Below are 13,831 nucleotides of genomic sequence, written 5' to 3'. Positions count from 1 at the left end.
CGCGCTGGTGGATTGGCGCAACACCCATAACCAGGATCACATCATCACGATCGAAGACCCGATCGAGTACGTGCACGCCCACAAGAAATCCATCGTCACCCAGCGCGAGATCGGCGTCGATACCGAAAGCTGGGACATCGCGCTGAAAAACACCCTGCGCCAGGCGCCGGACGTGATCCTGATGGGCGAGATCCGCGACCGCGAGACCATGGCCTACGGCCTGCAGTTCGCCGAAACCGGCCACCTGTGCCTGGCCACGCTGCACGCCAACAACGCCAACCAGGCGCTGGACCGCATCCTCAACTTCTTCCCCGAGGAACGCCACCAGCAGGTATTGATGGATTTGTCGCTGAACATGCGCTCTATCATTTCGCAGCGGCTGGTGCCGCACAAATCCGGCAGCGGCCGGGTGGCGGCGGTGGAGATCCTGCTCAACAGCCCGCTGGTGTCGGACATGGTGTTCAAGGGCGAGATCGCCGGGCTGAAGGAGGTGATGGGGCGCTCGCGCGAGGCCGGCATGCAAACCTTCGACCAGTCGCTGTTCGAACTGTACGAAGCCGAACTGATCACCTACGAGGACGCGCTGCGCAATGCCGACTCCATCAACGACCTGCGCCTGAGAATCAAGCTGTACAGCGAAAGCGCGCGCAACCGCGATCCGCTGGAAGGCATAGACCACCTGGATATCGTCTGAGACCGGCCGCGCGCCGGCACCCGCCATGCAATTCGACGCCACCACCACCGTACTCATCATCGAAGACTCCCACACCGTGCGCCAGGGGCTGCGCACCATGCTGTCCATGGCCGGCATCACCCGCTCTGAAGCCGTCAGCAACGCCAGCGAGGCCCGCAACCGGCTGCGCGGCAAACACTACGACGTGGTGCTGTGCGACTACAATCTGGGCGAGGGCATGGACGGCCAGGAACTGCTAGAGGCGATGCGCAAGGGCGGCAACCTGCCGCTGTCCACCATCTGGATCATGATCACCGGCGAGCGCCATTACGAACGGGTGGTGGCCGCCGCCGAGATGGCCCCCGACGACTACATCCTCAAACCGTTCGCCTCCCAGCTGTTGCTGGACCGGATGAACCTGGCCGGCCAGCGCAAGACCTTCCTCGCCCCGGCGCACAAGCTGCTGGCCCAAGGCAAGGTGGAGCAATCGATACAGGTGCTGCTGCAGCTGGCGCGCGAGACGCAGAACGCGCAGTACCGGCTGGACGCCAAACGCCTGGCCGCCGAGCTGCTGGTCAACGAGGGCCGCCAGGGCGAGGCGCTGACCATCTACCAGGAGCTGCTGACCCAGCGCGTGATCCCCTGGGCCAAGATGGGCGTCGCCCGCATCGTCGCCGAGCAGGGCGAGAGCCAGGAATCCAACGCGCTGCTGCGCGAGATCATCGCCGACGCGCCGCGCTACACCGACGCCTACGACCTCTTGGCGCAGAACCTGATCGACGACGGCCAGTACCAGACCGCCGCCGTGGTGCTGGAAAAGGCGGTGGCGATCTCGCCGCGCAACTTCAACCGGCTGAAGAGCTGCGGCACCGCGCTGCTGCGCTGCGGCGACCCGACCAAGGCCGCCGACTACCTGCAGCGGGCGGTGGAAATCGGCCGCAACAACAATTTCTTCGGCCCCGACGTGCTGGTGGACCTGCTGCAGGCCTACAGCGAGAGCGGCCAGACCCAGCAGCTGGACCGGCTGCAGGCCGAGATAGCCGGCCGCATCGACGAGCTGCCCGGCGGCAAGCTGACCATGGCCGTGTGCCGCGCGATGACCGCGCTGGCCCAGCAGCGGCCCAGCGACGCGCTGGCGCAGCTGCAGGGCGTGGCCGGCGAGCTGCGCGCCCGCGAGACCGACTTCTCCTCCGCCCAGCGCTTCCTGTCCGCCGCGGTGCGGCTGCCGGCCGAGCTGAGCAATGATCTGCCGGAACAATGGGGCCACGGCATCGCGCTGCGCTTCGCCGACGGCCGCCACGAGCTGGGCACGCTGCTGGAAATCTCCCACAAGCACGAGGCCGGCCACGCCGCCATCGAAAACGCCTACGAAACGCTGCAGCAGGAGAGCAACAAGGCGGTGGAGCTGGCCGGCAACGGCAAGCTGGAAGAGGCCGCCGCCATGCTGTACCAGCTGTCGCAGGACACGCTGAACGAGCGCATCGGCATGAACGCCTGCGCGCTGCTGCTGCGCACCTGCGAGAACCGCCACAAGGCGAAGCTCGACTTCGCCGAGACGCAGCGCCAGGTGCAGCGGCTGATAGACTGGCTGCCGGAAGACAACGAACGCGTGCGCGGCTTCCTGCGCCGGCTGCACGCGCTGAACCCGGACTGCGAATAAAGCCGGCCACCCGAGAGGCGATATGGCATTCGATGAAAACACCACGGTCCTGATCGTGGACGACGCCCACAGCATGGCGCAGGGCATACGCGCCATCCTGGCCATGGGCGGCGTCACCCAGTCGGAAACCGCCAGCCACGCCGGCGAGGCGCAGAACCGGCTGCGCGGCCGCCGCTACGACGTGGTGCTGTGCGACTACAACCTGGGCCTGGGCATGAACGGCCAGGAGCTGCTGGAGGCGATGCGGCGCTCAGGGGCGCTGCCCTTGTCCACGCTGTGGGTGATGATCACCGGCGAGCGCAACTACGGCCAGGTGGCCAGCGCCGCCGAACTGGTGCCCGACGACTACATCCTCAAGCCCTTCACCTCGCAGCAGCTGCTGGACCGGCTGGAAGCCGCCGCCCGGCGCAAGGCCTTCCTCGCGCCGGCGCACCGGCTGCTGGACAAGGGCAAGACCGAGCAGGCGATCCAGGCCCTGGGCGGGCTGATCGCCGAGGCCGACAGCCGCCAACGGCGGCTGGACGCGCAGCGGCTGTGCGGCGAGCTGCTGGCGCGCGAAGGCCTGCACGAGGCGGCGCTGCGGCTTTACCGCGAGGTGCTGTCCAAGGATGAACTGCCCTGGGCCAAGATGGGCGTCGCCCGCATCCTGTCCGAGCAGGGCGACGGCGGCGGCGCCAATACGCTGCTGGACCAGGTGATCGCCGAAGCGCCGCGCTACACCGAGGCCTACGACCTCTTGGCGCAGAACCTGACCGACGACGGCAACTATTCCGACGCCGCCGGCGCGCTGGAAAAGGCGGTGGCGATCTCGCCGCGCAACTTCAACCGGCTGCACCACTACGGCACCGCGCTGCTGCGCAGCGGCGAGGCGACGCGGGCGGTGGAACCGCTGCAGCGCGCGGTCGACATCGGCCGCGGCAACAGCTTCTTCGGCCCGGAGGCGATGGTGGACCTGCTGCAGGCGCGCTGCGAGAGCGGCCAGACCCAGCAGCTGGACCGGCTGCAGCACGACATCGCCGCGCGCCAAGGCGAGCTGCCCGGCGGCCCGCTGACGATGGCGGTGTGCCGCGCGCTGACCGCGCTGGCCCAGCAGCGGCCGCAGCAGGCGGAAGCCCATCTGGCCGAGGCCGCCGAATGGATAGGCTCGCCCGACACCGACTTCGCCAGCGCGCTGCGCCTGCTGTCGGCGGCGGCCAAGCTGCCGGACGACCACGGCGCCGAACGCGCGCCGGACTGGGCGCGATCCATCGCGCTGCGCTTCGCCGACAGCCGCCACGAGCTGGGCAGCCTGCTGGAAGTGGCCGCGCCGCGGCCGGCTTGCGGCGACGCGGTGCGCGCCGCCTACGCCGAGCTGCAGGACAAGAGCCGCGCCGCGCTAGAGCAGGCCAACCAGGGCCGGCTTGAAACCGCCGCCGCGATGCTGCACGGCGAGGCGATGCGGACGCTGAACTGCCGGCTGGGCCTGTACGGCTGCGCGATGCTGCTGCGCATCGCCGAAAACCGGCAGGAGGCCGGCCAGGACTACGCCGGCGAGATGCAGGGCCTGCGCGAGCTGCTGCACTGGCTGCCGCACGACAATGAGCGGGTGCGCGGCTTCGTCAAGCGCCGCCAGGCGCTGATCCGCCACGACGACTGAGGCCGGCATGCGCGCCTTCCTGGCCTGTCTGCCGCCGCCGGAATGCCTGGCCGGCTTGCTGGCCTGGCAGGCGAGCTTGCGGCGGCAGGCCGGCGGCCGCGCGCTTGCCGCGGCCCAGCTGCATCTGACCCTGGTTTTCCTGGGGGAACTGACGCCGCTGCGGCTGCAACAGGCCGCCGATTGCGCCGAACGGGCGGCCGCCACCCTGCCGCCCGCCATCGTTCTGGACGGCTGCGGCAGCTGGCGCGACGCCGGCTGGTGCGGGCCGGCCCATCCGCCGGCGGCGCTGTGCGCGTGGGTGGAGCAGCTGAAAACGGAGCTACGCGCGGCAGGGTTGGCCATCGAGACGCAAGCCTACCGCCCGCACCTGACCTTGCTGCGCCGCTTGGCGCGGCCGCTGCCGGCACAGGCGCTGCCGCCGCTGGCGCTGCCATTAGAGGAAGTAGCGCTGCTGGCGTCCGAACTGCGCGCCGACGGCGCCCGCCACTACCGGCTGGACGGCTGGCGCCGCCAGCCCAGGGCCAGCTGACGCGCCCTAGCTCTTGTCGCTGAACAGGCCGCCCAGCAGCGAGCCCTGTTCTTTCGATTCCCCGCTGGCGCGCGGCGCGGCGGCGACGATGCGGTCGGCCAGCCGCGACAGCGGCAGCGACTGCAGCCACACCCGCCCCGGACCAGTCAGCCTGGCGAAGAACAGCCCCTCGCCGCCGAACAGCGCGCTCTTCAGCTTGCCGACATACTCGATGTCGAAATCGACGCTGGGCTGGTAGGCCGCCACGCAGCCGGTATCCGCCCGCACCGTCTCGCCCGGCTGCAGCTGCAGCTCGGTCAGCGCGCCGCCGGCATGCAGGAACACGTAGCCGTCGCCCTCCAGCTTCTGCATGATGAAGCCCTCGCCGCCGAACAGGCCGGTGCCGATGCGCTTCTGCCAGGCCAGGCCCAGGCTGACGCCCTTGGCGCCGGCGAGAAAGCTGTCCTTCTGCGCGTACAGCGCGCCGCCCAGCTCCAGCAAATGCACCGGCACGATCTTGCCCGGCGTGGCGGCGGCGAAGGCCACCTTGCGCCGGCCATGCGACTGGTTGGCGAACACCGTGGTGAACACCGATTCGCCGGTCAGCAGCCGCTTGCCGGCGCCCAGCAAGGAACCGAGCACGCCGCCGTCGCGGCCGGAGCCGTCGCCGAACACGGTGTCCATCGCGATGCCGTCCTGCATGTAGTACAGCGCGCCGGCCTCGCCGACCGCCGCCTCGCCCGGGTCCAGCTCCACCTCGACGTACTGCATGTCGTCGCCGAACACCTGGTAGTCGATCACGTCCATCGTCATGCCCGCTCTCCTGTGCGACGGCCGGTCAAGCGGCGCCGGCCGGATCGTCCCAGCGCGCCGCCGCCGCCTCGTCGCTGGCCTTGGCGTCCACCCAGTGGCGGCTGCCGTCGGCCAGGATCTCGCATTTCCAGAACGGCGCCTGCCGTTTCAGATAATCCATCAGGAAGGACGCGGCCTCGAAGGCGTCGCGGCGGTGGCCGCTGGCCGTCACCACCAGCACGATGTCGTCGCCCAGCGCCAGCCGGCCGACGCGGTGTATCAGCGTCACCCCCTTCAGCGACCAGCGCTTGCGCGCCTCGCAGACGATGTCGGCCAGCGCCTTCTCGGTCATGCCCGGATAATGCTCGAGCTCCAGCGCCACCACGTCCTGGCGGTCGCCGTAGTCGCGCACCAGGCCGGTGAAGCTGACCACCGCGCCGCAGGCCGGATTGACCGACCAGCGCCTGACCTCGGCGCCGACGTCGAAGCCCTCGGTCTGCACCCGGATATGGTTGACGGTCATCTCAGCCCCCGGTCACCGGCGGGAACACCGCCACTTCGTCGCCGTCGGCCAGCGGCGTGTCCAGTCTCGCCATCTCCTGGTTCACCGCCACCCGGAACACCTTGTCCGCCGCCAGCTCCAGCGCCCATACCTGGCCGCGCTGACGCAGCTCGGCCAGCAGCTCGGCCACGTTGGCCGCCTCGCTGTCCAGCTGCTCGCTCTCCACGCCCAGCGTCTCGCGCAGGCGGGCGAAATACAGCAGGCTCAATTTCATGGGTCCCTCCTGATTCTTGATCCGAATACCGGCAGTGTATGCAAACCGCCGGGCCGGGCCAATGCCGGCGCGCAAACATCGTCGATTGGCAAAAAAAAACCCGCCGGGAAGGCGGGTCGGGCAGTCGGCATGGCCATCGGCGGCGCTCAATCGAGTTTGAGCCGATAGTGGCATACAAATCCCTTTCCTGAAATGACAAATGAATTATTGTCGCATAAGCAATGCCTTGCAAGCGTTTTTACATCTTGCTTACAAAGCCCGCTCCGCCACATTCACTGTCATCCGGCGCTCAACGCACGATTTGCGCGAGCTCGCCCTTCAGGTAGCGATTGGCCATGGTGTCCAGATTGATGGCCTTGATCTTGCTGGCCTGGCCGGCGGAGCCGAAGGCCTCGTAACGCGCGATACAGATGTCGCGCATCGCTTCGATGGTCTTGGCCAGGTATTTGCGGGGGTCGAACTCGGCCGGGTTCTTGGCCAGGAACTGGCGGATGGCGCCGGTGGACGCCAGGCGCAGGTCGGTGTCGATATTGACCTTGCGCACGCCGTGCTTGATGCCCTCGACGATCTCTTCGACCGGCACGCCGTAGGTTTCGCCGATGTCGCCGCCGAATTCGTTGATGATCTTCAGCCAGTCCTGCGGCACGCTGGACGAGCCGTGCATCACCAGGTGGGTGTTGGGGATGCGGGCGTGGATTTCCTTGATGCGATCGATGCGCAGCACGTCGCCGGTGGGCTTCTTGCTGAACTTGTACGCGCCATGGCTGGTGCCGATGGCGATGGCCAACGCGTCCACGCCGGTGTCCTTGACGAAGCGGGCGGCTTCTTCCGGGTCGGTCAACAGCTGGCTGTGGTCGAGCACGCCTTCGGCGCCGACGCCGTCTTCCTCGCCGGCCATGCCGGTTTCCAGGCTGCCCAGGCAGCCGATCTCGCCTTCCACCGACACGCCGCAGGCGTGGGCGAAGTTGACCACGGTGCGGGTAACGCCGACGTTGTAGTCGTAATCGGCCGGGGTCTTGCCGTCGGACTTCAGCGAACCGTCCATCATCACCGAGGAGAAGCCCAGCTGGATCGAGCGCTGGCAGACATCGGGACTGGTGCCGTGGTCCTGGTGCATCACCACCGGGATGTGCGGGAATTCTTCGATCGCGGCCAGGATCATGTGGCGCAGGAAGGGCGCGCCGGCGTATTTGCGGGCGCCGGCCGAAGCCTGCACGATCACCGGGGCGTCGACCTTGTCGGCCGCTTCCATGATGGCGCGCATCTGTTCCAGGTTGTTGACGTTGAAGGCCGGCAGGCCGTAGCTGTATTCAGCCGCGTGGTCCAGCAGCTGGCGCATGGAAACGAGTGCCATGAGTTTCTCCTTCGGGAAGCCCCGCGCTTCGCGGGGCCGGTTCGAAAAAAACGGCTGACGATGGCGGATCGGCAGCCGTGATGGTTATTGTCGAGACAGGCTGGTCAGCAACAGGCCGGCGCCGACGAAGGCCCCGCCGCTGAAGCGGTTGACCAGGCGCAGCCGGCGCGCGCTGTTCAGCCAGCGCGCCAGCCGGGCGCCGCCGCTGGCGTAACTCAGCTGCCAGCAGGACTCGATCAGGTAGAACGTGGCCGCCAGGATCGCCAGTTGCGGCCCCTGCGGCTGATGCGCGTTCATGAATTGCGGGAACAGCGCGGTGAAGAAGATGAAAGCCTTGGGGTTGCTCATCGCCACCAGGAAGCCGCGGCGGAACAAGGCCCACGGGCCGTGCTTGCCGCTGTCGTCCTCGCGCAGCTCGGCCACCGGCTGCGGCAGGCTGCGCCAGGTCTTGACGCCCAAGTAGACCAGGTACAGCGCGCCGGCGTACTTGACGATGGAGAACAGCAGCTCGGACGTGGCCAACAGCGCGCCCAGGCCGGCCACCGAGCCCAGCATGATCAGGCCCAGCGCGCTCATCAGCCCAAAACAGGTCATCAGCGTGCGGCGCACGCCGTAATGGATGCCGTGCGTCATCGCCAGCAACATGTTGGGGCCGGGCGTGGCGGAGACGAAGAACACGGTGGTGACGAACAACAGCCAGGTTTGCAGCGACATCACATTCTCCTGCTGGGGGGATACCCGCCAGTATAACGGAGCAGCCGCTCCAGGCGGCCAATCGCGCGCCCGCTGTTCGTCAAAATATCCATATTCTCAAGCGCATGGCGGCCAACGCCGCCATGCGATCCTTCCCTTTAACCCGCGCGCTCGGCCAGGATGGCCACCGCCGGCAGCTCCTTGCCTTCCAGGAATTCCAGGAAGGCCCCGCCGCCGGTGGAGATGTAGCTGATGTCGTCGGTGATGCCGTACTTGGCGATCGCCGCCAGCGTGTCGCCGCCGCCGGCGATCGAGAACGCCTTGGACTGGGCGATGGCCTGGGCCAGCGTCTTGGTGCCGTTGCCGAACTGGTCGAACTCGAACACGCCGACCGGACCGTTCCACACCACGGTGCCAGCCTGGGCGATGATGGCGGCCAGCTGTTTGGCGGAGTCCGGGCCGATGTCCAGGATCATGTCGTCGGCGGCCACCTCGGCCACGTTCTTGGTGGCCGCGGCGGCGGTCTCGGCGAATTCCTTGGCGCATACCACGTCGGCGGGCAGCGGCACGTCGCCGCCGCGGGCGCGGATCTTGGCGATCACGCGTTTCGCGTCTTCCACCAGATCGGCCTCGGCCAGCGATTTGCCGATGGTCTTGCCCTCGGCCAACAGGAAGGTGTTGGCGATGCCGCCGCCGACGATCAGCTGGTCCACCTTGTCCGCCAGCGCTTCCAGAATGGTCAGCTTGGTCGACACCTTGGAGCCGGCGACGATGGCCACCAGCGGGCGGGCCGGCGCCTGCAGCGCCTTGGACAGCGCGTCCAGCTCGGCCGACAGCAGCAGGCCGGCGCAGGCCACCGGCGCGAACTTAGCCACCGCGTGGGTGGAAGCCTCCGCGCGGTGGGCGGTGCCGAAGGCGTCGTGGACGAAGACGTCGCACAGCGCGGCGTAGGCGCGGCCCAGTTCGTCGTTGTTCTTCTTTTCGCCCTTGTTCAGGCGCACGTTCTCCAGCATCGCCACTTCGCCCGGCGCCAGCTCGACGCCGGCGTGGAAGTCGGCGATCAGGCGCACCGGCTTGCCCAACAGCTCGGACAGGCGGGCCACCACCGGCGCCAGGCTGTCTTCCGGCTTCGGCTCGCCCTCGGTCGGACGTCCCAGGTGGGTCATCAGCAGCACGGCGGCGCCGGCTTTCAGGCAGTGTTCGATGGTGGGCAGGCTGGCGCGGATGCGGGTGTCGTCGCCGATCACGCCGTTCTTCAGCGGCACGTTCATGTCCACGCGGATCAGCGCGCGCTTGCCGGAAAGATTCTGTTCGGAGAGTTTGTTGAATTTCATCGTTTCACTCGCTCGGTTGGATGCGGAACGGTCCGGCAAGCGGCGGGCCGCCGGTCTTGCGGAACAGGCTAGGAAGAAACCACGGGCAATCCCTTTTCGACGCGCGGGCTGTCGCAAAATTTCCCGTCCGCGTCCGCCGTCTCCAGCGCGCCGGGCGCGCGGACCGGTGATCGCCCCTATCCGGCAGTGTATGCCGATCAGGCGGCGTCACTTTAACACCAATCAAATTCTTTGCGCGCCCTATGTAACAAAACAACAGGGCGAATGGCATGCCATGCCGTCCGCCCCGCCGTTTGGCGCCGCCCGCCTCAGCGGCCGAACATCGCGCGCGCGGTGCGCAGCATCTGGCAGCTGAAGCCCCACTCGTTGTCGTACCAGGCCAATACCTTGACCAGGTTGCCGCCGGTCACCTTGGTCAGCGTGGAGTCGAAGGTGGACGCCTGCTCGGTGTGGTTGAAGTCGCCGGACACCAGCGGCAGGGTGTTGAAGCCCAGGATGCCCTTCATGCTGCCGTTGGCCGCGCCTTGCAGGATCTCGTTGATCTCGTCCTTGCAGGTGTCGCGCATCGCGGTGAAGGTCAGGTCCACCAGCGACACGTTGATGGTGGGCACGCGCACCGCGAAGCCGTCCAGCTTGCCCTTCAGCTCCGGCAGCACCAGGCCGACGGCCTTGGCCGCGCCGGTCTTGGTGGGGATCATGTTGTCGGTGGCGGAGCGGGCGCGGCGCAGGTCCTTGTGCTTGACGTCGGTCAGCACCTGGTCGTTGGTGAAGGCGTGGATGGTGGTCATCAGGCCCTTCTTGATGCCGATCGCGTCGTTCAGCGCCTTGGCCACCGGCGCCAGGCAGTTGGTGGTGCAGCTGGCGTTGGACACCACGGCCATCTCCGGCGTCAGCGTGTCGTGGTTGACGCCGTAGACGATGGTGGCGTCGACGTCGTCGCCGCCCGGCGCGGAGATCAGCACCTTCTTGGCGCCGGCGTTCAAGTGGGCCTGGCACTTTTCCTTGGTGGTGAAGGCGCCGGTGCACTCCAGCACCAGGTCGACTTCCAGCGCCTTCCACGGCAGCTCGGCCGGGTTGCGGGTGCTGAAGAACGGAATCTTGTCGCCATTCAGGATCAGATGTTCGCCATCCTGCTCGACGCTGCCGGGGAAACGGCCGTGCACGGTGTCGAACTGGGTCAGGTGGGCATTGATGTTCAGATCGCCGGAGGCGTTGACCGCCACCACCTTGAAGTCGTCGTGCAACTTGTTTTCGTAGATGGCGCGCAGAACTTGGCGGCCGATGCGGCCGTAACCGTTGATGGCGAGGCGGATGGTCATGCTTCTCTCTTCTCCAGGGTACTGAATGTAGTGGCGGCACTACATGACACGGCAAAAAAAGACCACCGAGTCGCCCCGGTGGTCTGTTTACGTCTTAACGCAGAACGGCGCGGATCTTGGCGACCACGTTTTCCACGGTGAAGCCGAACTCCTTGAACAGCTGGCCGGCCGGGGCGGATTCGCCGAAATGGTCGATGCCGACCACGTCGCCCTCCAGGCCCACGTACTTGCGCCAGAAGTCCGGATGGCCGGCCTCCACCGCCACGCGCGGCAGGCCGGCCGGCAGCACGCTCTGCTGCCAGGCCTTGTCCTGGGCGTCGAACACATTGGTGCAGGGCATGGACACCACGCGCACCGGCACGCCTTCGGCGGCCAGCGTTTCCTGCGCCTTCAGCGCCAGCTCCACTTCGGAGCCGGTGGCGATCAGCACGGCCTTGGCGCCGGCCGCGTCGCGCAGCACGTAGCCGCCCTTCTTGATCGCGGCGGTCTGCGCGGCGTCGCGGGCGACGAAGGGCAGGTTCTGCCGGCTCAGCACCAGGCTGGACGGGGTGGTTTTCTGTTCGATCGCGTGCGCCCAGGCCGCCGCGGTCTCGGTGGTGTCGCACGGACGCCAGACGTGGTGGTTGGGGATGTAGCGCAGCGTGGCGGTCTGTTCCACCGGCTGGTGGGTCGGGCCGTCTTCGCCGAGGCCGATCGAATCGTGGGTGAACACGAAGATCGGGTTGATCTTCATCAGCGAGGCCATGCGCAGCGCGTTGCGGGCGTATTCGCTGAACATCAGGAAGGTGCCGCCGTACGGGCGCAGGCCGCCGTGCAGCGTCATGCCGTTGATGATGGCGGCCATGCCGAACTCGCGCACGCCGTAGCTGATGTAGTTGCCGTTGCCTTCGCCGTCTATCCACTGGCTGCCGGACCAGTTGGTCAGGTTGGAGCCGGTCAGGTCGGCGGAGCCGCCGACGAACTCGGGCAGGGACGGGGAGAACGCTTCCAGCGCGATCTGGCTGGCCTTGCGGGTGGCCACGGTCTGGGCGGCGTCGGCGATCTTGGCGATGGCGGCGGCCTGGGCTTCGGCCCAGCCGGCCGGCAGCTCGCCCGCCATCCGGCGCTCGAACTCGGCGGCCAGCTGCGGATGCGCGGCGCGGTAGGCGTCGAAGCGCTTGTTCCATTCGATCTCGGCGACGGCGCCCTGGTCGCGGGCGCTCCACTCGGCGTAGATCTCGGACGGGATTTCGAACGGCGCGTGCGGCCACTTCAGCAGATCGCGCGCGGCGGCGATCTCGGCGGCGCCCAGCGGCGCGCCGTGGCAGTCGTGGCTGCCCTGCTTGGTGGGGGCGCCGAAGCCGATGGTGGTGCGGCAGCAGATCAGCGTCGGCTTGTCGGCGCTCTTCTTGGCGGTGGCGATCGCGGTGGCGATCTCGGCCGGATCATGGCCGTTGACGTTGCGGATCACCTGCCAGCCGTAGGCTTCGAAGCGGGCCGGCGTGTCGTCGCTGAACCAGCCTTCGACGTGGCCGTCGATGGAGATGCCGTTGTCGTCCCAGAAGGCGACCAGCTTGTTCAAGCCCCAGGTGCCGGCCAGCGAGCAGGCCTCGTGGCTGATGCCTTCCATCAGGCAGCCGTCGCCCAGGAACACATAAGTGTGGTGGTTGACGATTTCGTGGCCGTCGCGGTTGAATTGGGCGGCCAGCATCTTCTCGGCCATCGCCATGCCGACGGCGTTGGTGATGCCCTGGCCCAGCGGGCCGGTGGTGGTTTCCACGCCCGGCGCGTAGCCGTATTCCGGGTGGCCCGGGGTCTTGGAGTGCAGCTGGCGGAAGTTCTTGAGGTCGTCGATGGAGAGATCGTAGCCGGTCAGATGCAGCAGGCTGTAGATCAGCATCGAGCCGTGGCCGTTGGAGAGGACGAAGCGGTCGCGGTCGGCCCAGGCCGGGTTCGCCGGATTGTGCTTCAGGTGATCGCGCCACAGGACTTCGGCGATGTCCGCCATGCCCATCGGGGCGCCGGGGTGGCCGGATTTGGCTTTTTCCACGGCGTCCATGGAGAGGAAGCGGATGGCGTTGGCAAGCTCGGTGCGGGTAACCATGCAGGTAAAACCTCAAGACTATTGGGAACCGGTACGACGGTCCATCCCTCGCGCTCGATGCGGCTGGCGACAGGGGCACTCCGTCGCAAAACCGCGAGATTATCGCCGATTTTGCCCTTTCCCGGCAACCGGCCGCCCCGGCGCAAATTGAGTACAATCAGGCATAAGCAACGATCAAACGCATTCTTTCGACATATTCGATCAACATTGCGCGCCTGAGCGCGCCTTTCCGGAGAACCCCATGCAGCAACCCAACAGTCCGCCCATCCATCGCAAAGTCGGCGCCGGCCAAGGCTGGCGCTGGTTCGTGGAAGCCTTCCAAATCGTGCGCCAGCAACCGTTGACCTGGGTGCTGCTGACCCTGGTCTACCTGGTGATCCAGATCGCGCTGAGCGTGGTGCCGGTGCTGGGCGACCTGGCCAGCGCGCTGATCGGCCCGCTGTTCGCCGCCGGCTTCGTGATGGCCGCCGCCAAGTCCGAGCGCGGCGAGGAGCTGGAGCTGGCCGACCTGTTCGCCGCCTTCCGCCAGATGCCCGGCCCGCTGCTGCTGCTGGGCGCGATGATCTTCGGCCTGATGCTGGCGGTGATCGTGGCCGCGGTGGCGATGGGCGTGTCCGGCGGCCTGATGGGCGGCCTGCTCGGCAAGGCGGCCGGGGCGGGCGCGTCCACCGCCGCCGGCGGCGGCGCCGCCGTCGCGCTGGGGGCGCTGGCCCTGATCGGCGGGGTGCTGGTGGGCATGGCCTACTGGTTCGCGCCCACCATGGTGGCGCTGAACCGCATCGATCCCTGGCCGGCGCTGCGCGCCAGCCTGAAGGCCTGCCTGAGCAACTGGCTGCCGCTGCTGGTGGCCAGCCTGGTGCTGGGGGTCAGCTGCCTGGTGGCCTTGCTGCCGCTGGGACTGGGCCTGCTGCTATGGATTCCGGTGGCCTTCGTCACCGCCTACACCGGCTGGCGCGATGTGTTCGCGCCACAACAGTAAGCCGCGCGGCCAAGCGAAACGGGC

13 protein-coding genes are annotated in these 13,831 nt (G+C 67.7%); 5 read left to right on the top strand and 8 right to left on the bottom strand.

The window, feature by feature from the left end; translation table 11 throughout:
* From ACY3GB_RS14385 to thpR, 4 genes are all read left to right on the top strand, one after another.
* The coding region (locus ACY3GB_RS14385) for an ATPase, T2SS/T4P/T4SS family (protein WP_463089341.1) at nucleotides 1-694 on the top strand (694 nt) is incomplete at its 5' end.
* 25 nt (nucleotides 695-719) lie between these two features.
* Complete coding sequence (locus ACY3GB_RS14380; protein ID WP_463089340.1) at nucleotides 720-2,333, top strand: response regulator; 1,614 nt, start codon at nucleotides 720-722, stop codon at nucleotides 2,331-2,333.
* A gap of 22 nt (nucleotides 2,334-2,355) precedes the next feature.
* Nucleotides 2,356-3,969 (top strand): response regulator, encoded by a 1,614-nt coding sequence (locus tag ACY3GB_RS14375; protein ID WP_463089339.1) that lies wholly within the window; start codon nucleotides 2,356-2,358, stop codon nucleotides 3,967-3,969.
* 7 nt (nucleotides 3,970-3,976) lie between these two features.
* Nucleotides 3,977-4,498 carry an RNA 2',3'-cyclic phosphodiesterase gene (thpR, locus tag ACY3GB_RS14370; protein ID WP_463089338.1) on the top strand — a complete coding sequence of 174 codons (522 nt, stop codon included), beginning with the start codon at nucleotides 3,977-3,979 and terminating at the stop codon, nucleotides 4,496-4,498.
* Between the two features lie 6 nt (nucleotides 4,499-4,504).
* On the opposite strand, the gene ACY3GB_RS14365 is transcribed toward thpR, so the two are convergent.
* The 8 genes from ACY3GB_RS14365 to tkt all read right to left on the bottom strand — a co-directional run bounded on the left by ACY3GB_RS14365 (nucleotide 4,505) and on the right by tkt (nucleotide 12,828).
* Nucleotides 4,505-5,290, bottom strand: a complete 786-nt coding sequence (locus tag ACY3GB_RS14365; RefSeq protein ID WP_463089337.1) for a TIGR00266 family protein — start codon at nucleotides 5,288-5,290, stop codon at nucleotides 4,505-4,507.
* A gap of 25 nt (nucleotides 5,291-5,315) precedes the next feature.
* The gene (gene moaE, locus ACY3GB_RS14360) at nucleotides 5,316-5,792 is read right to left on the bottom strand and encodes a molybdopterin synthase catalytic subunit MoaE (protein ID WP_463089336.1); all 477 of its coding nucleotides are present in this window, start codon (nucleotides 5,790-5,792) and stop codon (nucleotides 5,316-5,318) included.
* Nucleotide 5,793: 1 nt separating this feature from the next.
* Nucleotides 5,794-6,045 (bottom strand): molybdopterin converting factor subunit 1, encoded by a 252-nt coding sequence (gene moaD, locus ACY3GB_RS14355; protein ID WP_463089335.1) that lies wholly within the window; start codon nucleotides 6,043-6,045, stop codon nucleotides 5,794-5,796.
* Between the two features lie 289 nt (nucleotides 6,046-6,334).
* Complete coding sequence (fba, locus tag ACY3GB_RS14350) at nucleotides 6,335-7,399, bottom strand: class II fructose-bisphosphate aldolase (RefSeq protein WP_463089334.1); 1,065 nt, start codon at nucleotides 7,397-7,399, stop codon at nucleotides 6,335-6,337.
* Between the two features lie 84 nt (nucleotides 7,400-7,483).
* Nucleotides 7,484-8,113 carry a LysE family translocator gene (locus tag ACY3GB_RS14345; RefSeq protein WP_463089333.1) on the bottom strand — a complete coding sequence of 210 codons (630 nt, stop codon included), beginning with the start codon at nucleotides 8,111-8,113 and terminating at the stop codon, nucleotides 7,484-7,486.
* Nucleotides 8,114-8,250: 137 nt separating this feature from the next.
* Nucleotides 8,251-9,426 carry a phosphoglycerate kinase gene (locus ACY3GB_RS14340; protein WP_463089332.1) on the bottom strand — a complete coding sequence of 392 codons (1,176 nt, stop codon included), beginning with the start codon at nucleotides 9,424-9,426 and terminating at the stop codon, nucleotides 8,251-8,253.
* Nucleotides 9,427-9,734: 308 nt separating this feature from the next.
* Complete coding sequence (gap, locus tag ACY3GB_RS14335; RefSeq protein WP_463089331.1) at nucleotides 9,735-10,745, bottom strand: type I glyceraldehyde-3-phosphate dehydrogenase; 1,011 nt, start codon at nucleotides 10,743-10,745, stop codon at nucleotides 9,735-9,737.
* A 94-nt stretch (nucleotides 10,746-10,839) separates the two neighbouring features.
* A complete protein-coding gene (gene tkt / locus ACY3GB_RS14330) occupies nucleotides 10,840-12,828 on the bottom strand; it encodes a transketolase (protein WP_463089330.1) in 1,989 nt (662 codons plus the stop codon).
* Between the two features lie 241 nt (nucleotides 12,829-13,069).
* On the opposite strand from tkt, the gene ACY3GB_RS14325 reads away from it, so the two are divergent.
* Entirely contained in the window at nucleotides 13,070-13,807 is a 738-nt protein-coding gene (locus ACY3GB_RS14325; protein ID WP_463089329.1) for a BPSS1780 family membrane protein, read from the top strand.
* The last annotated feature ends 24 nt before the right edge of the window (nucleotides 13,808-13,831 follow it).

The organism is Chromobacterium sp. Ag138 (genome assembly GCF_055181315.1).
This window is presented reverse-complemented; position numbering and strand designations above follow the sequence as displayed.